A 21,120-nucleotide genomic window follows, 5' to 3' on the forward strand; every position below is an offset into this window, starting at 1 on the left:
AATCTCCTCTTAGTAATTCGTAGCATCTTGTGAAATCAAATTGTGAATATGACTCTTAATTGGTGCAAGCCGGGTTGGGTCGATTACTACGTCAACAACGTACGGACAGGTCGAGGTCATCGCTTTCTCCAAAGCTGCCTGGATTTCAGGTTCTGTTTCAACACGGATACCGTCAGCTCCCATTCCACAAGCTATCTTGACAAAATCCGCCTGCGGAATCTCTACATCTACATCTTTGAACCCTAGCAAAGCCATTCCCTGGTCGCACATACTATAGCGCCCATCGTTTAGTACAATCCAAACGGTAGCAACTTTGTATCTTACAGCCGTGCTTATCTCATTGTTCATTAGCATGGCACCATCTCCAACTATGGCGACAGTCTTACCATTGCGTGCCAGCGCAGCACCCACGACGCCTGTGACGAAATGACCCATAGATGCAAACCTGGTACTGACTCGAAAACGACCTGGTTTGGCAAATCGCAGTAGGTTAATTGCCCAAGCTAGCGAGTTTCCTCCTTCAGCCATGACAACCGCATCACTTCCTTCAACTATTTGCCGTTGAATTGCATCCATGAGTACTTCCGGTCGTACTGGCCCCTCTGCACGTGGATTAATTATTACAGGCTTAGAACAAGGCAGCAACAGTTCTGTTAACTGATTTGGGTGTTGTGGAAAGTACTTTAGCAGTGCTTTTACAAACATTCCCACGTCGGACTGGATGGCAAAGGTTTCGGCAGATGGATATGCAGTTCCTGGAACCTCTTGGTCAATATCGATATGCACGAACCCTCGTTTTGGAACCATCACGGAATTCCAGAAAGAAGTCCACTCACTGAGGCGCGTTCCTAGCACCAACACTCGTAAAGGTCGTTGTTCCTGCATATACGTTAAAACTGAGGTATGTCCGGCAAAACCCGTAACACCAACAAATTGAGGATGGTTTTCGGGAAAAATGCCCTTGCCTCGAGGTGAACACATTACCGCCGCTCCTGTCGCTTCTGCAAGCTGACGAATTTCTGCTGCTGCACCCCGCGCACCAAAGCCAACCCAAATGGCAAATGGTCCTTCTGAAAGCAACCGCGTACATTCTGCAATAGTTTCCTCATTTCCGGCTGCGGGAGCAAAAGAAAAAGCCACTCGTGGCAATGATGTCTTAACTAAACTAGTTTGGATGTTAGTGGAGATATTTAAGTGGGCGACAAAGCCATCTGGTCGGGCTATACCAAGTGCCAACTGTCGATGAACCTTTGACAGTTCATCGCTGCATTCGAGAGTCGTCGCATAATGAAACAGTTGTTCTGATGTGAACAGTCCCCCACTAGGCATGGTGTAAGTGCTGGTTTCTTGGAATGCCCACCTTCCACGCTGCGATGCCGATGTTGAAGGCGACAGAAAAATAACTTTAGCACCCTCCCAACGTGCAGCAAACAACCCAGTTAATGCATTCGTAATCCCTGGGCCTATTGTAGTAAACACTACGACGGGTCGATTGCTAGCAAAGTACGCCTCAACGGCAGCAAAAGCAGCTCCTGCTTCGTGGCGAAAATGAAGCACCTTGATTGAACTGTGTTGTAGCGCTTGCCATAGTGGCGCGATCGCGCCTCCCGAAACACCAAAAGCATACTGCACTCCCATATCTTCCAGGATTTTTACCACTGCTTCCGCTACCGAAAAAGTTTCAGATGGCTTGATATGAGATGGCTGTTTACTTGAGTTTAATTGTTTATTGGTATTCGCTTGTGTATCCTGAAATTTCACATCCATACAAACTATACTTAGGAATAATTTCCTTTCTGGAATAACTATTATCCCATACCTAAACTTAGTAATATTGTAATATCAATGTAATATGAATTTGTTTGGATAATGCCCATACAACTTCGGTGAGCACTGCTCTCGAACACAGGTATAGCGGTAAAACAACCTTTGCAGTTCACTTTGCCAATCTTTGAGCAACCTATAAGTTCCGCGTTGCCCTGATATAGAAAAATGTTCAGAGATTTCAATAACAGTGGATGTGGCGATGCCTGCGGCGGGCTGCGCCAACGCGGATTGATTCACCCGTCTTTTAGTTTGTGAAAACTGAACGCTATTAATCAAGCTCTGGAGTATAAAAATGGTGATTGAATTAAATCAGTATAAGGCTTTAAGTTTCGATTGTTACGGAACCCTAATTGATTGGGAAAATGGCATCTTAGGGGTGCTAAAGCCACTTCTACTGGCACACAAAACTAATTTGGATGACGAGCAAATTCTTGATATTTTTGCTGAATTTGAAGCAGAACTGGAAAAAGGAGAATATATCAAATATCGAGAAGTTTTGAAAAGAGTAGTCCAGAAATTTGGTGGACGATTTGGCTTTGAGCCAACTGCTGAAGAACTAAATTCACTTGCCGATTCGATTCAGCATTGGCTGCCTTTCCCCGATACAGTTGAGGCACTTAGAACTTTAAAGCAAAAGTTTAAGCTGGTAATTATCTCAAATGTAGATGATGATCTCTTTGCTTTCTCAGCAAAGCACTTGGAGGTGGAATTTGACCAGATAATCACAGCAGAACAGGCAAAAAGCTACAAACCTTCCTTCAACAACTTCAGACTGGCTATTGAAAGAATTGATTTGCCGCTAGAGCAGATATTACACATTGCTGCTAGTGTATATCATGATATCGTGACAGCCAAATCTCTAGGATTATCAACAGTCTGGGTAAATCGTCGAGCAGAGCAAGGGGTTAGTGCAAACTTACCACCAGTCAGTCAACCTGATTTAGAAGTGCCTGATTTGAAGACTCTCGCTGCTTTAAGTTCAAAGTGATTTGCTGATTTGAATTTAACCACGAGAGGAACAAAAAGTAGATCGTATTATCGACCGAAAATAGTAGAAAATTGCAGGGAGATACAGAGATGCCAAAGAAAGAATTTGTTGTTAAAAAACTAAACAGGGATTGCAACATAGATTGATTCTGTCTTACTCTAGAAAAACTACTACGCCAGTTTAAAGTTCTTAAACTTTGGGAACCACAGCATATAACTGGCTTTCCAGGATCAGCGCCCTGCCAATAACCTTGTTCAATAAAACACTTTGATAGCCTAAAACGATGAAAGCATCTGCTAATTTTGACTTTGAAGACGAGAAATTTAATGCACCGCCTTCTCAAGTCCTTCCCTGGTGTCAGATGATTAATCCTCGGTATGGCACAGATGGTATACAATCTCACGGTTTGGCGATTAAGCTGGATAATGCCAATGCTGTCGGCTTTGTGCCAGATGATAATTGGCAGCAAGTTGAGCATGAATTTAGCTCTGGGGTAGAAACAGTCTTTATTACTGCTACTCCACGCTTGGTTATAGTGCGTCGGGGGCCATTGTCTGTTAAAGACCGGGAAAGTGGTCTAAAACTGGGTACGCTCAAAGATAATTATGATGCTTTTTTAGCCGACAAACTTAAATTTAAAACCTTTACTCGCTATCTAATTTTTTTAGTGGGTGAGAATAAAAAGTTTTTACATGAATCACCACTACAACTAACTCTCAATGGTGCAGCCGGAGCGAGTTTCAGCAAAACCTACTGCGAATATCAACAAGGTAAAGTAGTTAGTGGATTCGTTGCTGAACTAGAAAAAGCTTATGCTATCTACCGCAAGCAACCTTTGACACCAAAAGGGCCTTTGTTCCACGCTCACGGGATTTTTTGTCCGATCATTGAGTGTGAAGAAAGAGGTATTGAACCAAATACAGTTTTGGTAGCTTCAACTGTGGACTATAAACATCCCACCGTAGGGACTTTAACGCAATATTTAATTGCTTCCGATGCTCTTGAGTCTGCAATGATTTGTAAGACTTTTGAAGAATACAAAGATTTTGGCAAGGAACCTGTAAAATCAGAAACCCCTAAATTGGCAATGGCAGGAGTTTCCAACTCTTACGTTTATGCTGATGAGGATGATTTTGCTTATCCGCCGTATTAAGGAAAGTGATGAGTGAGGAGTGATGAGTTTTGAATTAATAACTCCTAACTCCTAACTCCTAACTCCTAACTCCTAACTCCTAACTTTATTCTTTGAGCAGCAAATAATATAGTGAGCCATTACCGCCTGTGATCCCGGCGCGATCGCCTGCTAGTTTACCAGATCCCATGAAATAATCCACCCGGCCCGGCCCTTTGATGGCGCTTCCTGTATCCTGGTCAAGCACAAAGCGGCTGACAGTACGCCTCTCTAGTTTGCCACCACTGGCAGGATAGGGAAATGAGTTGTAAATCAGGGCTAATGCTCCCGGAGGCATGAGAGACTTATCTGTAGCAATGGAACGTTCTGCTGTCACTGGCACATGAATACTACCAGTAGCTCCTGTACCACCAGTTTCTTGGAAGAAAACAAACCGTTCCCAGCGCGGTAGATAATTGCTCAACTCTTGGGGTTTTTGTCGGAAATAAGCAATCATCCGTGGCATTGTCAATCCATTTAGTGGAAGTTTGCCATCTTTCGCCAGTTCTTTACCGATACTAGTCCAGGGGTAATCAGTTCCACCGGCATAGCCAATTGATGTTGTCTTGCCATTAGTTAATTTAATTTGAGCAGAACCTTGGATATGTACCATGTATGCGTCTAGACGATCGCGAAACCAAAGTAGTTCTAAACCGCGCAACTTGCTTTTATTCCCTTGTAAACCATCCTTTCCTTCCAAATCAATTCGTTTTGGGTGCGGTTTAGGCCATTGGCTAAAATCAGGTGGTAGCCGGTAAAGAGGATATTTATAGATTGCAGTTCTGACACGGCTAGCGGTGTAAACAGGTTCGTAGTAAGCAGTGAATTTAACAGTACCCTTGCCATCATTGCCCACGGACTGGTAGAAGACAAACTCACGGCGGACAGCGGCTTGTAATTGCGCTGCTGACTTAGAACTGACAACCAGTTGGCGGAAACGTAGCAAACTTCGGCGGACGCGATCGAGAGTAATTTCCTTCATCGGATAATTTTGATATGCTGCGATCGCATCACCCTTTGTTAGGTAAAGCAGACTGTTATCAATGGAAGCCAACAGCGCTTTGCGATCACCTCCGGTGGGCGAAGCGCCAACGCCTGTTTTACCTCTTTGACTCCAAATTTGCTCATCCCAACCCAAGCAACTCGGCCGGACTGTACAATCGCTTCCGATGGTGATTGGTTTTAGCGGCGGCGTTAATTCAGGAGTAGTTGGTACTGGCAGAGGTGGAAGATCAGGAGTAGTCGGTATTGGCAACGGTAGTAAGTTAGGAACCTGAGCAACAGCCGACCAGAGGGGATTTACAAGGGCAATTCCTAAACTCAAGGAAAGCAAAGCAAGGGTTTTTCTCATCATTTAGTTGAATCTTTCAACACTGGAACTAAAAATGGGTTCTACCCGGATTGCCACAATCCGAGAAGGGCGTACTACCATATATTCCCCTTGAATATTTTTGATCGGCACGCTAATAAAGTCATTAGAAGCAGATTTTGGCACAAGTTCACCGCTATACCATTTCTGAAACTCTTGAATAGTAGGAAAACGTACTTCTTCTCGGTGGCCGCTTTCCAGTAAGAGGTATACGGCATATTCATTTGCAGTTCTAGCCATAAAGTTGAATCATTTAAAAAACATTCAACCCATTGTTAACCACGTAACCCCCGAATGAAAAGGGTAACCATACGGGAGGTTGGGAGCAAGGGAGCAGAGGGGCAGGGGAGCAGGGGACAAGGGGACAAGGGGGAATTATTGAACAAATCTCTCCCTTGTCTCCCCCCTCTTCCTTGTCTACCTTGTCTCTTCTTCATGCCCAATGCCCAATGACTCTTCACTCTAGACGCCTAATCCTTTAAGCAGTTCCTTAAAAAATGTAAGTTTACATTAGCTCTTGCATAACTATCTAATCAACCTCTGATAAGTCATTGGCATTGTTGAAAAACAGTTATTCAGGAGGCGAAAATTATGAAACTTTACTATCGTGGTTTGAGCTACGAATACGGCTCAAGCAAAGTTGGCAGCAAAAAAACAGAACAGCCGTTTCAACCAGTTCCTCAAGTTGGGCCAGCTTATAATTTGATGTACCGTGGCATTAACTATCGTGTTGATCCAAATTCCAAATCGGCGGAAGCTCCTCTAGCACCAGTAGCCTATAAATTGAACTTTCGGGGAATCACCTATTTTGTAGATAAAACTCAATTAAAAGAAGTTAGCCTAGTCTCTCAACCAACAACTACTTCAAAACTTGAGGCACTGGCGATTTCTGAGGAATTATTAAAGCTTCAACAATAATATGCCTGCAAGCCGATCTGGAATTTAGTTAGTCATAAACTTGTAATACAATCCTCAAAAAATCTTGCTTGAAATTTTGGCACTACCTACTTTCTGTCTGAACAAACCTTACCAAAGCTGGTAGTTGTGTCAAGATTAATTTGAGGAATTAAGGCTTGTGACACAATGTTAGGAAAATTATTAGACGGACGTTACCAAGTCCTCCAGATATTAGGTGGAGGTGGATTCGGTCAAACCTACATAGCCCAAGATACCCATCGACCAGGTTTCCCAAAATGCGTTGTCAAACACCTTAAGCCCGTCACTCGTAGCCTTGAATTTCTCAAAACTGCCAGACGGCTATTTACTAGTGAGGCAGAAACACTAGAACAATTGGGCTACCATGACCAGATTCCTCGGCTTTTAGCCTATTTTGAAGACAACCAAGAGTTCTTCTTAGTGCAAGAGTTCATTGAAGGACATACCCTGAAAGCGGAACTATTCCCCAATCAACGTTGGACAGAAGATCAAGTAATTCAACTGCTCCAACAGGTTCTGGGTATTCTAGAATTTATTCATAGCCACAACGTTATTCATCGAGATATCAAACCGGACAATATAATTAGGCGGCAACAAGACGGTAAGTTAGTGCTGATTGACTTTGGCGCTGTTAAACAAGTCCAAACTCAACTGCTCACAATTGCAGGGCACACGGGGGCTACTATTATCATTGGTACTCCCGGATATATGTCTACAGAACAGGGGCAAGGTAAGCCCCGCCCCAACAGTGATATTTATTCCTTGGGCATTATTGCTATACAATCGTTGACAGGGTTACATCCGATAAACTTTGAAGAAGACCCAGATACAGGAGAAATTTCTTGGCAGCATCAAGCTAACGTCAGTTCTGAGTTGGCATCTGTGCTATCTAAGATGGTGCTACATCACTTTAAACAGCGCTATCAGTCTGCGGCTGAAGTTTTACACGTGCTTAAGGATCTCGATCCTAGAGTAGAAGCGCAATCACTTCAACTACCATCTTTTACACAACCGCCTCAAGCTTCGCTTTCTCAACAAAACTCAATCGGCTATCCGCTTGCTTCTATCTTGTCTGGGGAAAATTACAACCGCTTAGAAACAATTCTTTTAGAATTTGTCGGCCCCATCGCCTCAAGATTATTACGACAAGTTGCGGCATCAGCATCCAATTTTGAAGAATTAATTAGTCAATTAGCCCTTCATCTTCGAGAAAATCAACAAATTGATTTTAAGAAGAAAACAATATTTTTACTAGAGAAACCTACTCTACTACAAGAACTTACTGTTAAATCCGACCAATCTGGTATTAACTCAAATAATTTACTAAACCAAGAATCTAAACTCATCAGTGACAAATTTCTGGAAGAGTGCGAACGTGAGTTGGCTGATTTAATTGGCCCAATAGCTAAGTTTCTAGTCCAAAAAACTGTTAAATCTTCTGGACAAATCTCTCGTGCAGAATTTGTGAAAATTTTAGCATCACAAATCCCCGAACCTCAAAAAGCTTTGCAATTTGAGCAACGCTTACTTCCTTGATTTTTTCAAAATTACGTTTTTCTCTCCAGGAATTACGGATTATTAGCCTTGATTATTCAGCATATCCAAAGCTATTTTTAAGCTGGCTTTCATCCGATTAAATGCTTCTGCTAACCCACCAATTTCATCATGAGAGCTTTCTTCAAAATCAGCGCTCATATCACCAATACTAACTTTTTGGGCTATTTTCTCTATTCTTCTGATGCGCTGAATCACATATTTTGTAATTAAGAAGTTAATTAAGAAAACTATGAACGCAAAGATCGCAATTAAAAGTCCCATTATCAAGATCCAAGTTTGTTTGGCATTAGCAAAAATATCTTCAGAAGGAACTGAGATTATTTGGGCAGAAACAATCTGATTGAGTTGCCATCCAAAACCATTTTCCGAGCCATAATTTACCAACTGACTTTTAGGAGCTTGATCTGGTGTAGAATGGCATCGCAAACATTTCGCTTGTGTAATCTTTAGTGGTTGTGCAATGTAAAATACTTCGCCTTCTGACAATTTACGAAAGCCTGTAATTTCTAGAGTATTAGGTTCGTTGCGAAAACGCTCGACAAGTTGAGTTTCAAAATTATCAGCTTTATCCGCTAAATTGGTTGGATTAAGTGTTGCATCCTTATGAAAAAAGTTTTGAAATTCAGGCTTTTTACGAAAATTCTCAAAAACCTCTTTAGAAGAAAAAGTTGGTACTACTTCAGGCATGAATGTTGGGTTAGTATCTAATCTAGGTTCTAATAGGGGATCAATACGATTTTGTGTATAATCTCTAACTGCATTCACCATTTGGATGAGAATCTGCGCTTGAGAACTTACTTCATTTTGTGCTCTCCCTTGAAGTACACTGGATAAGGCAATGCCACTTCCCAAAATACTGATGATGAAAACTAATATTAAAAGCAAGTTAAATTTAGCACCTATTTTTAAGTTTTTTAACGTAATGTTGTTTAACATAACCTAAGCAACGAAGGTGGCCTGTAAGTTTGTCTAATATTTATTTATACCTGGTAGAAAGCATCTCAACAATATTTAAATAAATATTAATTTTTTACTGCAATATAACCTGTTTAGGCAGCAGTCAAACTTATCTAAATTAGTCCTGAAAGCCAAATCATTTCCTTAACCATAATTAGTGATGTTTGTGCGATTTCCCCGTCGTTTATTTCTGTTTCATCTACTAGGTTTTACATTTGCTGCCTGCAAACCACAAGGTGGGGTTGAGGGTACGTTAACTATTGGTGTGATCAACTATGGTGGAGGCGAACAGATAATTAATCAATATGCTAAATTTAATAGTTACTTGGGTGAAAAAACAAACTCATATATTCAGCTAGAGCCTGTTTTTAATGAAAATAGAGCGGTTGAGCGCCTTGATGCTCGTGCTTGGTCATTGGTATTTGCTCCACCGGGTTTAGCAGCTATTGCGATCGCACGTCACCAATATGCTCCCCTATTTCCTTTAATAGGTATTAGTAATTTGCGTTCAATCTTCGTTGTTCGCAAAGACAATCCGATAACCAACTTGAAACAGCTACAAGGCAAAACAGTGGCTTTAGGACAGTTGGGTTCAGCAACAGGATATTATTTTCCTCTTTACAATCTTTATGGTACAACCCTGGCACAGATACTGTTTGCACCCACACCCAAAGCAGCACTGGAATTGGTTGCTCAAGGAAAAGCGATCGCCTGTGCCGTCTCGGAGGCGGAATTAAGTCTCTACAGTTCACAGTTGGCGCCAACCGAATTCCGCATACTATTTAAAGACCCTCATTATGTACCATTAGGTGTGGTCTTGATTGGGCCGAATGTAGAACGTAACCGTCAAGAGTTTATCCGCAAAGTGATGAGCGATTCGCCTTCAGGTTTAGCTCAAGAAGTAGGGTATGTACCCAATGGACAAGTACCAGATTACAAATACATGATTTCTGTGGTTGATCGCGTAAGCTCAATTAGTTCCAAGCTACAAAATACGCCTGTTCGTTTATTCTAATTAAAGCAATAACAATACTTTCAGCCTTTGTTCTCTTTAAAATACTCATCTAATGCTCAAATACCCTACTTTCAGCATTTAAGCACAATTAATATGTATTAAACTATACTTATTAATACATTCACAAAAAAGACCCTTTAAAGGGTCTTGCGGTACTGATTAAAGAATTAACTTATTTACTCAATAATCCAAGTGCTAACTCTAGATACATTTTTGCTTTATGCAAAGCTAGCAGTTTTTCTTGAGTGTACCTATCTGGGTAATTCATGATTCTCCCTTCCATTGTGATTTTGATCAGTGCAGCTTGCTCATCTGTAGGAGCATTCATCTCATCTATAGCGTTACTCAGTGCTTGCATGAAAGCAAAAGTAGGAGGTTTTAACCCTTTATCTGCCTCAAACTGGGATAACGCCATTTGAGGGAATACCATCAAGGATGTAATCCATGAGGTCTTGTACCCTTTATTCCCAGTTGGTTTGATGCCGTAGCGTAAGCATAGCTCACTGAGTTCTTTGATGGTTTTGATTTCTAACTCGGAACGCGTAAACATAAAATAGAGTTACCTCTTGTAAAAGTGGTATCGGTGAGCTACAAGTTTTCCAGACAATATGCTCACCGATTTCAAACTCTATTCGCTCGCAAACATTAGTATCAAGTCTTATTTACATCTCTCAACAATGCCTAATCCTAAAGGGAACCCACAGAATTTTGAACCAGCACAACCAAAAGGTGAGGAATCCATGACAGCTACTATTAGTTTTCGTGCTACTGAAAAGATGAAGGAAGAGGTGAAGGCACAAGAAGACCCGCCAGAGTTTTGCCGTCAAGCTATCCAAGAGAAGCTAGATAGGAATAAAGGGAAGTAGTCTAAAGTTTTTCTTCAAAAATAAAAACAGTAGAGGAAATGAAAGAGTTCAAAAAAACAATTTGAATCGTGCTAGCTGGTTTTTAATCGTCTCTGTCAGGATTTTATTCAGTTCTGTGGGGTCTTGGAATTGCAAAATCTGCTGTGTTGGTAAGTCGAAGGGAAATTCACCTTCAAAATCTGGGCGTTGCATTTGCGCTAGTAAAATCTGTTCAGATCGCTTACTTTGGATCGCATAGCCAATCTCAATACAGACATTCGGACTGGGAATTAATTGGGGCGTTTCTTTACCTTCAATACTAGCAATGGGCGTGGTGTCAGCGATAAATAACAAACTCTTACGGATTTTCCGCATGATTGTGCGGTTAATTCGGAAAGTAGCACCGCTAGGACGAGAGGATTCTATTAATGTTAGGGGAAGACGCGATCGCAAGTTTAAATTGTCCAAACTTTTTCGCAGTTCTTCTTTGAGAATATTCGTCGCTGCGGCATACTCAGTTTGATAGGATAAAAAAATCGTTGGTTCTAACTGAGCCAACACCGCCTGCTTGGTGAAATAAATTTCGTGACTAATTAAGTCAATGTTAGAGACGCAATAGCCGCCACTACCTTCAATATAAAATTCAATATTTTCCCCTTCTAAATAGCGCCCAAACCAAGTTGATTTTTTCACTTCGTCACTGTCTTCCAAAAAGTCTGCTCGCAATGCTGATTTCAGCAGACTTTTTTTGCTTAAGCGAATGTCTGGCGGACGTTTTTCCAGTTCTGGAATCGGCTCATAATCTTGTAGATACCACGCTCTGAGCGCAATTATTGACATAAGGCGCTATAACTGTTTCTCGATATTCAACTTCGTATAATCTTACACCCAGAGGAGTCCCTATTTCAGACTTCTCTTTAAACACAACAACACCCAAACCTTTACTCACTGAACTATCTCCTCTCTTTATCGATCGTAGCCAGGGATGTACTAACTTCCATTGCTTTTGTAAACAAGTCATGAAAATCAGTAACAGTGCCCCCTAATCTTCTACATTTGAGGAAATAGCAGTTTTCGCGTTGGGTGTTGCTGTATTTTGACGAGACAGATGTAAGTTAAACAGCGTCTTATACCTCTTACTAACATTTAAAATGCAGCTGTTATATCTGCCAAGGAAGCTTGTTTGTTTGCTTGCTTCTACTATTAAATTATCACTTGTAGCTGGGAGGAATTTATTTCGCAACTAAACTTTACTTTTAAATAATTTTTAATCAAATTCAATATATTGCACACCCTGGATCGCTGATAGATATTTTTTTAGTTTATATTCTAAGAAAATTAGCATCTATCTTTTGGATGAATTTAAAAAATTTTCAGTCAATTTTTAAGTTTTGAAACTAACAATTGAGCATTGGTCAATAATCAATAGTGATTCTTCGCCTGCGTCCTTATCCCCCAGTCCTTATTGCTAGTTGACTATTTTAGCTGGAGGCTTGACGGGAATCTCAATCCAGAACTCTGTACCTTTGCTAGGTTCTGAAATGCACTCCATTATTCCCCCATGTTTTTCGACAATAATCTGATAGCTGATTGCTAGCCCCAATCCTGTACCTTTGCCCACGGGCTTGGTAGTGTAAAACGGGTCAAAAATTCGCTTTTTCACGTCTTCATTCATTCCGAGTCCGTTGTCACTAATCCGAATTAACAGACGAGAGTTGTCCGCTGAGACTTTAGTGGAAATCTGGATAGTTGGAATTGGGCATGAATTATTCTCCTTGTCACCCCGATCCCGCCACTTTCCACGCCCTACTTCCAGAGCATCTATGGCATTGCTGAAAATATTCATGAATACCTGATTCATTTGACCGGCATAGCATTCCACCCGTGGGATATTGCCATAATCTTTAATTACCTCAATGCGTGCAGATTCAGCATTTCCTTTCAGCCGATGTTGCAAAATTAATAAGGTGTTGTCAATACCTTCATGCAGGTCAACGCGCTTGTTTTCAGACTCATCCAAGCGAGAAAAATTGCGTAAAGACAACACTATTGAGCGGATGCGATCGGTTCCTACTTGCATTGAGGTCATGATTTTTGGGAGGTCTTCTACCAAAAATTCAAAATCGATCGCTTCGATCGCGGCTTTAATTTCACTATGGGGATGGGGATAGTGTAGCTGATAGAGACGTAAAATTTCTAGCAGTTGTTCAGTGTAATCACTGGCGTGGCACAGATTACCGTAAATAAAGTTAACGGGGTTGTTGATTTCGTGGGCGACACCTGCGACCAACTGTCCTAAGCCGGACATTTTTTCGGTCTGAATCAATCTTATCTGTGTTTCTTGGAGTTCATGTAGAGTCTGCTCTAACTGAGTAGCTTGATTTCTGGCTTCAGTTTCGGCCTGAGAGGTTTGTTCGTAGAGTTGTGCTTGTTGAATAGCGATCGCAGCCTGATCTGCCACCTGCTGCAATAAATCAATTTCTATATCCTGCCAATTTCTGGGAGCCTCACACTCATGGGCAATTAGTAAGCCCCATAGTTCCATACCCATATTAATCGGAACTATTAAGTTTGCTTGAATTTGCAGACTCTGCAAAAACTCTCGATAACAATCGCTTAAAGAAGCGGTTGAAACGTTGTTAATTGCCCGTAGTCTACCCTGACAGTATAGACGAGTATACTCATCAGGAAAGCATTCCGGTGGTGCATTCACTCCCAAAACAGACTGCCAATTGCCATTAATCTCTTCTACAATCACCGATTTAGTCTTCAGATGGAAAATCAGCACTCGGTCTGAATTTAGCAAGGGACGGACTTCGCGAACGATGGATTGCAGGGTTGCTTGCAAGTCCAATGTGCGGCGAATATGCTCTGTGACTTGCTTGATGACTTTGGTAAACATTAATGATTTTTCGAGTTCAGCGGTTTGCTCTTGCACCCGCCGTTCTAGATTGGCATTCAGGGATTGTACTTGTTTATACATTTGCTGCTGCTGAATTGCCATTGAGAAATGATCGTATAAGGCTTGTGCCAATAAGATGTCTTCCAACTTCCACTCAGGTGCTTGCCCCTTTTTCTGCTCTCGCCAAACCTCAAAGGAAAGCTGGGGTAAAAGTTGTCGCCGATTTTGTTCGCATCGTCCCGCCCAGAAGATTTCCGTTTCAAATTCAGAGCGGAAAATACTTAATACACCGATAAATTTTTCACGGTAATGTAGGGGAATCACCATGAGTCCGCGAATTTCAGTAGAACGGAATGCTAAAGCCAAAACTCGCAAACGTGGTTCTTTATAGAGGTCAGTAGTTGCCCAAATATTACCTTGTTGAAACTCAGCCATCCAGTTTTGCCAGATGGGATGCTGTTCGATAATACTGTTATCTAGCTCGTAGGAGAGTGTCGGTTGGTCGCCCCAAGTGTATAGTTCTTGAGTCTCTGCAATGTAAAGCCTGCCACCTACTCCACACAAGGCAGTAATAACTTCTTCTAGTGCTGCTTGTAATTGGATTGTCGGCAGTTTATGCAATAGTGTGGTGACTCGATTAATAGTGGCTTCTCGCTTTTGCTTGGCGTGGGCTTCAGTGAGTAGATTACTTTGAGCGATCGCGATCGCTACCTGGTCAGCAACTTGCTGCAATACTTTTAGTTCCCGCTTCAAAATCTTTTGCGGTTCACTGTGGTGAGCTACCAACAATCCCCACAATTTAGGCTTTGCTGATTGTTCTTGTGGGTCGCAATCTAAAATTGGTACTACCAACGAAGACTGCACGCCCATTGCTTTTAGGTATTGAATATGACACTGATCTACTTGGCGATAGTAGATATTAGTTTCTAGACGTTTGCCAGTTTCTTTTGACTGTAGAGGCGATAGCCCGATCTTCTCATTTACCACATCGACAATCGAACGTTGCCCCGCTAACAAAAACATCTCTTTGGCGGCTTCTGGAATATCATCAGCTGGGAAGCGTTGACCCAATAAGGATGGCAGACGTTGTTTATGAATAGATTCTGCAATGACTTCACCACTACCATCAGCGTCAAAGCGATATATTTTCACCCGATCTGCACCCAAAAATAAACGCACTTCGCTAACAGTTGTTGTTAATATCTCTTGAAGGTCGAGCGATCGCCTGATCTGTTTTGTCATCCGGTGCAGTAAATTTTCTTGATTAAAGGTTTGCTGCAACTCGTTTGGTTTATCCTTACGTGTCATTGCTTGTATACACCATGACGGAAGTATAATTTTTTATATATTCGTCCCTGATAAAAATTTTCAACTTACAATGCTTTGATTTTCATCCTATTTCAAGAAATTCTTGCTACTAATGCATCGCTAAGGGCATACATGTATTACAAATATTTTTGGAAATGGATTAGAGGATGTTTGAAAAGTAACAGATATTTTGCTTGTTCCCTGTAGCCCTTGGTGGATTTAGGGATATATAAAACCGCTGTATCATTAAATACTTGTCAAATCTCATCTCAAGTCTAAAGTTAAGAAATTTTTAATCATTGACATTTACCAATTTTATATTCTCAATCATTAAACTATTCCAGTAATTTTACTTAATTTAGAACTGGAATAATTTCTTGAAATTAAAAATATTTTTTTAACATTTTTGCCATTAATTCAATTAATTAAAATTTATTCAAAGCAATAACTAAATTATTAGTAATTTGTTAAAATATTTTGGGCTGGGGAATAGTAAAATTCCCCGTTTAATTGCTGGCTTGATGTTGAATGTAACTATTTTGATTAAATTATTCGTAAATTACTGTTAAAGATAGTAAATTACGAATTTCTTCACGCACACTCATGAGAGTTTTACCGAGATGGTTTTGACCGCTTTTATTAGCACCACAACCCCAAAAAGAATCGGTTGGGGAGTTTTCAACCAAAATCTCATCACCTGTCTTCAGGAGAACTTCTCTAATATCAGTATGAGTGAGAAACTTTTTGAGTACAGCTTCTCGCATAATTTGAGTTTTTACCAAATTCCAGTCTCGACGGAGTTGGCGAGTGCTACATCTTCCCAAAGTGGCAGCTTCTTCTGGGGTGGCGGCAGCATGGATGAGAGGTATAATTGCCGCATCTGTGCTGCCTACAAACTTTTGCGCTTGATAATAATGCTCAACCGTTGGCCAGTAACCACCCTCGATGTGGATTCCGTGGAGAGAAAAGTTAGAAAAACAGCCATAAGGCTGCCAAACCTTATAAAAGTAAATGGTCATTTGAAAATTGCTCTTTTATATATATATCAATTTCACTCTAGCTGAGTAGGTAAAGCCTTAACAAACTCTCTAGACGTAAACTGAAACATAAACTGTAAAACTTTAGATATCTGGTGAAATTAAATATGCGTTATCCAGAACCCTTGTAGAGACGTAAGCTGTTAAGTACTTAATTTACACATTGAGACCGCAGGGGAGCAGAGGAGCAGGGGAGCAGGGGAGAGGGTTTGAAGTTCTTACCCACAATTTAAATTGTGCAACTTGTATGCACAACAGCGTAGCACTGCTACATCTCTACATTTTTTCTATCAAATGTCTCTTAAGTAGAGTAAGTGAAAGGGGTAAGCTTTTTTAGAATCGTATGAGATGGGTTACTTTTATGTTCGTCGATTAACTAGGGTAGCACTAGCTTGGTCAACAGGCATTAGCACAACTTCATTAATATTGACATGGGGCGATCGCGTCACACAGAAAAATATCACATCAGCCACATCATCTGCTGTTAGGGGTGTAACTCCCTGGTAGACTTTGTTGGCGCGTTCAGTATTTCCATGAAAGCGTACCTCGCTAAATTCCGTTTCTACCATACCAGGATCAACAGAAGTTACACGTACCTGTGTTCCTAATAGGTCTTGTTTTAAACCTTCAGAAATTGCTCTCACAGCAGCTTTGGTAGCACAGTAGACATTGCCACCGGGATAGGTTTGATGTCCAGCGATGGAACCTAAATTTACCACATGACCGTGATCGCGACTTACCATTCCCGGAACGACATAGCGGGAGACGTAAAGTAAACCCTTAACGTTAGTATCAATCATGTCTTCCCAGTCTTGAAAGCTGCCTTCGTGCAACTTGTCTAAACCACGACTTAGACCAGCATTATTAATGAGAATGTCGATGTCAGACCAGGCGGGAGGTAGAGTAGCAATGGCAGATTCAACAGCATTGCGATCGCGCACATCTAATTCTAGTAAATGAATTTCAGTACTAAAATCTTTACTAAGAGTATCTGCTAGCTGCTGCAAACGTTCTAACCGTCGTGCTGCTAAAATCAGTTTTGCACCTGCACCAGCAAAGATTTTTGCACAAGCAGTACCAATACCACTACTTGCACCAGTGATCAAAATAATTTGATTTTTTAGGGAAGTCATTAGGATAGTTAGGAGTGAGGAGTTAACAGTTATGAATTATGAATTAGCAGAAGTTTCATCGTTCATAATTTATCATCAGTCGGTCTATAACTCCAAATTCCAAACTCTTAACTCCAAACTCCTAACTCCTAACTCCTAACTCCTAACTACTTCTTCACCACTTGTAAGCGCTGAGTTACCATCGTCATCCCATTACCTCGTAGGATGACAGCAGAAACCCATTGGCTACCTGGGGTAGATGGTGCTTGTCCTACTTTAAACAGTCCGCCAGATGTGAGTAATTCTAAATCCACGGGTGTAGGGTTAAGAAATTTATCTGGTTGGATAGATTCTTCTAACGCCGTTCCTAGTAGAAAATCATCACCAAGTGGCTGTTGGACGATCGCATCAAAATTATACTTCTGACCGACTTGCACTTGCTGAGGTAATTTAATATCAATTTGGGGCGGGTTGCTACCAGAGGTAAGTAAAGTGCGTTCTGACAAAATGTCTTGGCGGACTATTTTTCCACCTTCAATGCGCTGACGTGATTTAATCGTGGCATTGAGAGCTAACTTATTACTGCTACTGGAGGGTAAGCCAGTTATCTTCGTTTCTGTTTCAGCAATAATCCCATTGGCTTCAGGTTTTGAAGATAGCAGTTTCGTGCTGTATTGCAATTTCGGATATCGTTGCCAAAGTGAAGTCAAAGACTTTTCTAGGGTTTGGAGGTTTAATCCATCCCCATGAGTGAAATTGGGACTGTAGAATTGCAACACTCCTTTGACATCGCCTCGGCTAGCAGCGCTATCAACTTGTGTCAACAGGTTTTTCAGATCGGCTGGTGCATTTTGAGGTGTTGTCGCTTGAGATAATTGCTGTGGTGTCATTGCTTGAGTACGTTGCCAACCACTTGTTAAACCAATGGTCAGTAGAAACGAAACCAGCCAGATATTTGCTGGAAATTTGAGTTGTCGTCTCACTAAGGCGGTAATAATGTTAGTCATGGGTAAGAATTTACTGATTTGATTAGAGAAAGTAAGCAAATTGTTTTATCTTAGTTAAGCTAGACGCTAAACGGTAGAGGTTTGATGGCAAACGCACCGATACGATTATTAATAGCTGCCAGTGGGACTGGTGGACATTTGTTTCCAGCGATCGCCCTGGCCCAAAAACTTCCAGATTATCAAATAGAATGGCTGGGAGTACCCGATCGGCTAGAAACTCAACTTGTCCCCAAACAGTATCCCTTGAATACTATTGCAGTTGAAGGGTTTCAGCAAGGGTTTGGACTTTCCTCGATTCGCATTTTGGGTAAACTCGCCCTTTCGATTCTAGAAGTCAGACGAATTCTCAAACAGGGAAATTTTCAAGGGGTGTTTACCACAGGGGGTTACATTGCCGGGCCAGCCGTCATTGCGGCGCGTTCTCTCGGTTTACCCGTGGTTTTCCACGAATCTAACGCCTTACCAGGTAAAGTAACTCGCTTTTTTGGCCCTTGGTGTAGTGCGGTAGCCTTGGGATTTGAAGTCGCTGCTAAGTATTTACCGCGTGCCAAAAATGTCTATGTTGGGACTCCCGTAAGAGAGCAATTTCTTGATGGGGCAATTGATGCACCCCTGGATTTAGCTATTCCTGATGGGGTTCCTTTAATTGTTGTCTTCGGTGGTAGCCAGGGTGCAGTTGCAGTAAATAAGTTGGTGCGTGAATCTGCAAAAGCTTGGTTTGATGCTGGTATTTATGTAGTACATTTAACTGGCGATCGCGATCCCGAAGCAGATAGTTTCAAACATCCACAGTACATAGCCTTACCTTTTTACAACAATATGGCAGCGTTGTTGCAACGAGCAACTCTTGCTATTAGTCGTTCTGGCGCAGGTAGCTTAACAGAATTGGCAGTGTGTGGAACGCCAGCGATTTTGATTCCTTACCCCTTTGCCGCAGAAGACCATCAATCTTACAATGCAGACGTATTTACAAAAGCGGGTGCAGCGTTAATGTTGAAGGAATCTGAGTTGACGACTGAAGTATTGCAAAATAATGTGTTGAATTTGTTGCAGTCACCGCAAGAGTTAGCAAAGATGGGGGAAAAAGCTTATGCGATCGCAGTTCCTGATAGTGCCGAAAAGTTGGCGCAATTAGTGCGTGAGGTGATAGGAACATAACGTTAATTATTTAGCATTAGAGAATATGTTATTTAGCAAAAAAATTCGCCTCATAGTAGGTTGTGCTGCCTTATTATTTGTCAGTTTAGCAAGTAGTTATCTATATACCCACTCAAAAACTAAACAGCTAGCTCAAGAAAATCAGTCATTTACTCAACAAGAAAATTCTGCCCTACTTCAATCACAGATTTCTCTGACTTCAAATCAAGCTGCCGATCAATTTACCTCAAGGTTTCAAAATGCTTTTACATCTCGACAGAATTTGTTAGCAGCATCTGCACCCTATCCAGTTGTTGATGAGTTCAAAAAATATAAATTTAACATTAATGGCAGTCAGATTGCTACTCCAGGAAAACTACCAAATAGTAAGGTTAAGTTCAATCAAGGAGATTTATTAACCGTTATCCTTAATACTAGAAAATATTTTCAAGATTATGCTTCAGAAGATCCAGATATTATGCGTACAGGAGTGCTTGCTACTCAAGGAGTGACTGTACCAGATGTCCTCAAAACTTTGGATTTCATGATTGCTGTTTTGAAGGAGGATATTGCTAATAATCGGGCTACTCGTTTACAAGACTCTAAATTTATTAATACCAATTTTCGAGTTATTAAATGGTCTGCTTACAACCCCAAAAGTAAACAGCAAAAACAATTACGAATTACCAAATATGCTGTATTTACTCACCCTGGTTCCCGCAAGAAAACCTCTACTTTTAATATACCAATTTATAGCTTAAAAGACAACTCTAATAACGATAAGTTCTACACTCGATACACAAAACAAGATGTTTTGTCTGGTATTTATGAACCAGGTGGTCGAGAATTTGGAAAAGTTACAACTCTTGCTTATCTAACCAGAAATGGCTTAGAAGAAGCAATTATGGAAGGAACAATCCTGATTAATTTTACAGATGGTTACAAGGCATTTTTTAATGTAGATAGAAACAATGGAATGGCTTATATCCGTGGATTAAAGGCAACAGCACAAAAGCGTTATTGGTATTTTAGAGAAGTTGATGCTATTAAAGGCTATGGATACAAAATAGATGCAAAAATTTCTATCAAACCTGGAGTTACTTTTGCTGGAGATGTTTTGAATATCGGTTTAGGTAAAGTGATTGTAATTGAGCATACTCAAGGTGGGCGTAAACATTTGCGAATGGGAGTCATCGCCGATACAGGCGGAGCATTTTTACCCAATCTTTATCAGCTCGATTTTTTGGCAGGTATTTTTCAGAATAAAACAGAATTTGGCCAGAATATCAGCCAATTACCGGACTATGCTACAGCATATTTTTTAGTCAAGAAGTAATGCATTGACCTGATGTCAAAAATCTATGCACGGGTTAACAATTCTAAGTTGTGGCCATCGGAGTCATAGAAATAGAAGCCACGACCTTCCTTTCTGTGGTTAATTTGTGCTTTATTCTGATGCATGGGGTCGCTACTGTATTCAATACCTGCCTCTTTGATGCGTGCAAAAATTGCATCAAATTCTTCATCACTGACATGGAACGCATAATGATGTGGCTCGAACGCTTCAGTGTCGGCGAAGTCGAGCGTTAATGCATCATTTATATGCACAGCAGCGAAGTGACCAATGGGAAGCTTGACCTCTAAACCGAAAATTTTTGCAAAGAACCTTGCTGATGCTTCTTTGTCATGTACGGGCACTATGGTGTGATTTAGAGTAATTGTCATGTCACACCTTCCCTCCTAATTTTGGTACTAATCCATATCAACTCTTTATTCAGAGTCGATAACAACAATGTTCCATTCTATTTTATCTTTTCAGCGCTAACACCAGAGTAAACATATCTAAATTCTGTGTTCACTGTATTTGGAACACCCGCAAACACTAGAAAGATCGAGCTTAAATAAGCAAAACTAATAACTTGTATCAGGTTTAGTGAAGTAATAAAACTTGA

19 protein-coding genes are annotated in these 21,120 nt (G+C 41.0%); 8 read left to right on the forward strand and 11 right to left on the reverse strand.

Annotation, left to right across the window (positions count from 1 at the left end; genetic code table 11):
• Window positions 1–9 precede the first annotated feature (9 nt).
• Window positions 10–1,767, reverse strand: coding sequence for a ScyA-related TPP-binding enzyme (locus tag HWQ40_RS35255; RefSeq protein ID WP_292787261.1), 1,758 nt, complete (start codon window positions 1,765–1,767; stop codon window positions 10–12).
• A 352-nt stretch (window positions 1,768–2,119) separates the two neighbouring features.
• On the opposite strand from HWQ40_RS35255, the gene HWQ40_RS35260 reads away from it, so the two are divergent.
• A complete protein-coding gene (locus HWQ40_RS35260; RefSeq protein ID WP_292787265.1) occupies window positions 2,120–2,815 on the forward strand; it encodes a haloacid dehalogenase type II in 696 nt (231 codons plus the stop codon).
• A gap of 283 nt (window positions 2,816–3,098) precedes the next feature.
• A complete protein-coding gene (locus tag HWQ40_RS35265) occupies window positions 3,099–3,968 on the forward strand; it encodes a DUF5895 domain-containing protein (protein ID WP_292787268.1) in 870 nt (289 codons plus the stop codon).
• An 85-nt stretch (window positions 3,969–4,053) separates the two neighbouring features.
• Here HWQ40_RS35265 and HWQ40_RS35270 read toward each other — a convergent pair whose 3' ends face one another.
• Both HWQ40_RS35270 and HWQ40_RS35275 read right to left on the reverse strand, forming a co-directional pair.
• On the reverse strand, window positions 4,054–5,337 hold the full coding sequence (locus tag HWQ40_RS35270; RefSeq protein WP_292787310.1) for a murein transglycosylase A: 1,284 nt from the start codon (window positions 5,335–5,337) through the stop codon (window positions 4,054–4,056).
• A gap of 3 nt (window positions 5,338–5,340) precedes the next feature.
• Window positions 5,341–5,595, reverse strand: coding sequence for a hypothetical protein (locus HWQ40_RS35275; RefSeq protein ID WP_190728057.1), 255 nt, complete (start codon window positions 5,593–5,595; stop codon window positions 5,341–5,343).
• Between the two features lie 351 nt (window positions 5,596–5,946).
• On the opposite strand from HWQ40_RS35275, the gene HWQ40_RS35280 reads away from it, so the two are divergent.
• Window positions 5,947–6,273 carry a DUF4278 domain-containing protein gene (locus HWQ40_RS35280; protein ID WP_292787274.1) on the forward strand — a complete coding sequence of 109 codons (327 nt, stop codon included), beginning with the start codon at window positions 5,947–5,949 and terminating at the stop codon, window positions 6,271–6,273.
• 165 nt (window positions 6,274–6,438) lie between these two features.
• Complete coding sequence (locus HWQ40_RS35285) at window positions 6,439–7,827, forward strand: serine/threonine-protein kinase (protein WP_292787277.1); 1,389 nt, start codon at window positions 6,439–6,441, stop codon at window positions 7,825–7,827.
• 42 nt (window positions 7,828–7,869) lie between these two features.
• Here HWQ40_RS35285 and HWQ40_RS35290 read toward each other — a convergent pair whose 3' ends face one another.
• Window positions 7,870–8,784 (reverse strand): DUF3365 domain-containing protein, encoded by a 915-nt coding sequence (locus HWQ40_RS35290; RefSeq protein WP_292787279.1) that lies wholly within the window; start codon window positions 8,782–8,784, stop codon window positions 7,870–7,872.
• 181 nt (window positions 8,785–8,965) lie between these two features.
• Between HWQ40_RS35290 and HWQ40_RS35295 the strand changes: the two genes are divergently transcribed.
• On the forward strand, window positions 8,966–9,820 hold the full coding sequence (locus HWQ40_RS35295) for a PhnD/SsuA/transferrin family substrate-binding protein (RefSeq protein WP_292787282.1): 855 nt from the start codon (window positions 8,966–8,968) through the stop codon (window positions 9,818–9,820).
• Window positions 9,821–9,992: 172 nt separating this feature from the next.
• Here the strand turns inward: HWQ40_RS35295 and HWQ40_RS35300 are convergent, their stop codons facing one another.
• On the reverse strand, window positions 9,993–10,370 hold the full coding sequence (locus tag HWQ40_RS35300) for a hypothetical protein (RefSeq protein WP_292787285.1): 378 nt from the start codon (window positions 10,368–10,370) through the stop codon (window positions 9,993–9,995).
• A 127-nt stretch (window positions 10,371–10,497) separates the two neighbouring features.
• Here HWQ40_RS35300 and HWQ40_RS35305 point away from each other — a divergent pair, with 127 nt between their 5' ends.
• Window positions 10,498–10,686, forward strand: a complete 189-nt coding sequence (locus tag HWQ40_RS35305; protein WP_292787288.1) for a hypothetical protein — start codon at window positions 10,498–10,500, stop codon at window positions 10,684–10,686.
• 48 nt (window positions 10,687–10,734) lie between these two features.
• Here HWQ40_RS35305 and HWQ40_RS35310 read toward each other — a convergent pair whose 3' ends face one another.
• The 5 genes from HWQ40_RS35310 to HWQ40_RS35330 form a co-directional block, all read right to left on the reverse strand.
• A complete protein-coding gene (locus tag HWQ40_RS35310; protein WP_292787290.1) occupies window positions 10,735–11,505 on the reverse strand; it encodes a hypothetical protein in 771 nt (256 codons plus the stop codon).
• Between the two features lie 628 nt (window positions 11,506–12,133).
• Entirely contained in the window at window positions 12,134–14,875 is a 2,742-nt protein-coding gene (locus HWQ40_RS35315; RefSeq protein WP_292787292.1) for a GAF domain-containing protein, read from the reverse strand.
• Window positions 14,876–15,423: 548 nt separating this feature from the next.
• Window positions 15,424–15,894, reverse strand: a complete 471-nt coding sequence (locus HWQ40_RS35320) for an NADAR domain-containing protein (RefSeq protein WP_292787295.1) — start codon at window positions 15,892–15,894, stop codon at window positions 15,424–15,426.
• A 377-nt stretch (window positions 15,895–16,271) separates the two neighbouring features.
• Complete coding sequence (locus HWQ40_RS35325) at window positions 16,272–17,045, reverse strand: SDR family oxidoreductase (protein ID WP_292787297.1); 774 nt, start codon at window positions 17,043–17,045, stop codon at window positions 16,272–16,274.
• A 146-nt stretch (window positions 17,046–17,191) separates the two neighbouring features.
• Window positions 17,192–18,031, reverse strand: a complete 840-nt coding sequence (locus HWQ40_RS35330; RefSeq protein WP_292787299.1) for a nuclear transport factor 2 family protein — start codon at window positions 18,029–18,031, stop codon at window positions 17,192–17,194.
• An 84-nt stretch (window positions 18,032–18,115) separates the two neighbouring features.
• Here HWQ40_RS35330 and murG point away from each other — a divergent pair, with 84 nt between their 5' ends.
• Entirely contained in the window at window positions 18,116–19,189 is a 1,074-nt protein-coding gene (murG, locus tag HWQ40_RS35335) for an undecaprenyldiphospho-muramoylpentapeptide beta-N-acetylglucosaminyltransferase (RefSeq protein WP_292787302.1), read from the forward strand.
• Window positions 19,190–19,214: 25 nt separating this feature from the next.
• On the forward strand, window positions 19,215–20,504 hold the full coding sequence (locus tag HWQ40_RS35340; protein ID WP_292787305.1) for a hypothetical protein: 1,290 nt from the start codon (window positions 19,215–19,217) through the stop codon (window positions 20,502–20,504).
• 23 nt (window positions 20,505–20,527) lie between these two features.
• Here the strand turns inward: HWQ40_RS35340 and HWQ40_RS35345 are convergent, their stop codons facing one another.
• Complete coding sequence (locus HWQ40_RS35345) at window positions 20,528–20,893, reverse strand: VOC family protein (RefSeq protein ID WP_292787308.1); 366 nt, start codon at window positions 20,891–20,893, stop codon at window positions 20,528–20,530.
• Window positions 20,894–21,120 lie beyond the last annotated feature (227 nt).

Origin of the sequence: Nostoc sp. NMS9 (genome assembly GCF_017114995.1) — a bacterium.
Classification (GTDB): Bacteria; Cyanobacteriota; Cyanobacteriia; order Cyanobacteriales; family Nostocaceae; genus Nostoc.

Bases quoted from the DNA above. Each gene is read 5' to 3' on its own strand.
- HWQ40_RS35345 (WP_292787308.1), bottom strand. From the start codon at position 20,893: ATGACAATTACTCTAAATCACACCATAGTGCCCGTACATGACAAAGAA.
- HWQ40_RS35310 (WP_292787290.1), bottom strand. From the start codon at position 11,505: ATGTCAATAATTGCGCTCAGAGCGTGGTATCTACAAGATTATGAGCCG.
- HWQ40_RS35275 (WP_190728057.1), bottom strand. From the start codon at position 5,595: ATGGCTAGAACTGCAAATGAATATGCCGTATACCTCTTACTGGAAAGC.
- HWQ40_RS35300 (WP_292787285.1), bottom strand. From the start codon at position 10,370: ATGTTTACGCGTTCCGAGTTAGAAATCAAAACCATCAAAGAACTCAGT.
- HWQ40_RS35280 (WP_292787274.1), top strand. From the start codon at position 5,947: ATGAAACTTTACTATCGTGGTTTGAGCTACGAATACGGCTCAAGCAAA.
- HWQ40_RS35340 (WP_292787305.1), top strand. From the start codon at position 19,215: ATGTTATTTAGCAAAAAAATTCGCCTCATAGTAGGTTGTGCTGCCTTA.
- HWQ40_RS35305 (WP_292787288.1), top strand. From the start codon at position 10,498: ATGCCTAATCCTAAAGGGAACCCACAGAATTTTGAACCAGCACAACCA.
- HWQ40_RS35285 (WP_292787277.1), top strand. From the start codon at position 6,439: ATGTTAGGAAAATTATTAGACGGACGTTACCAAGTCCTCCAGATATTA.
- murG (WP_292787302.1), top strand. From the start codon at position 18,116: ATGGCAAACGCACCGATACGATTATTAATAGCTGCCAGTGGGACTGGT.
- HWQ40_RS35255 (WP_292787261.1), bottom strand. From the start codon at position 1,767: ATGGATGTGAAATTTCAGGATACACAAGCGAATACCAATAAACAATTA.
- HWQ40_RS35295 (WP_292787282.1), top strand. From the start codon at position 8,966: ATGTTTGTGCGATTTCCCCGTCGTTTATTTCTGTTTCATCTACTAGGT.
- HWQ40_RS35260 (WP_292787265.1), top strand. From the start codon at position 2,120: ATGGTGATTGAATTAAATCAGTATAAGGCTTTAAGTTTCGATTGTTAC.
- HWQ40_RS35315 (WP_292787292.1), bottom strand. From the start codon at position 14,875: ATGACACGTAAGGATAAACCAAACGAGTTGCAGCAAACCTTTAATCAA.
- HWQ40_RS35270 (WP_292787310.1), bottom strand. From the start codon at position 5,337: ATGAGAAAAACCCTTGCTTTGCTTTCCTTGAGTTTAGGAATTGCCCTT.
- HWQ40_RS35290 (WP_292787279.1), bottom strand. From the start codon at position 8,784: ATGTTAAACAACATTACGTTAAAAAACTTAAAAATAGGTGCTAAATTT.
- HWQ40_RS35325 (WP_292787297.1), bottom strand. From the start codon at position 17,045: ATGACTTCCCTAAAAAATCAAATTATTTTGATCACTGGTGCAAGTAGT.
- HWQ40_RS35265 (WP_292787268.1), top strand. From the start codon at position 3,099: ATGAAAGCATCTGCTAATTTTGACTTTGAAGACGAGAAATTTAATGCA.
- HWQ40_RS35320 (WP_292787295.1), bottom strand. From the start codon at position 15,894: ATGACCATTTACTTTTATAAGGTTTGGCAGCCTTATGGCTGTTTTTCT.
- HWQ40_RS35330 (WP_292787299.1), bottom strand. From the start codon at position 18,031: ATGACTAACATTATTACCGCCTTAGTGAGACGACAACTCAAATTTCCA.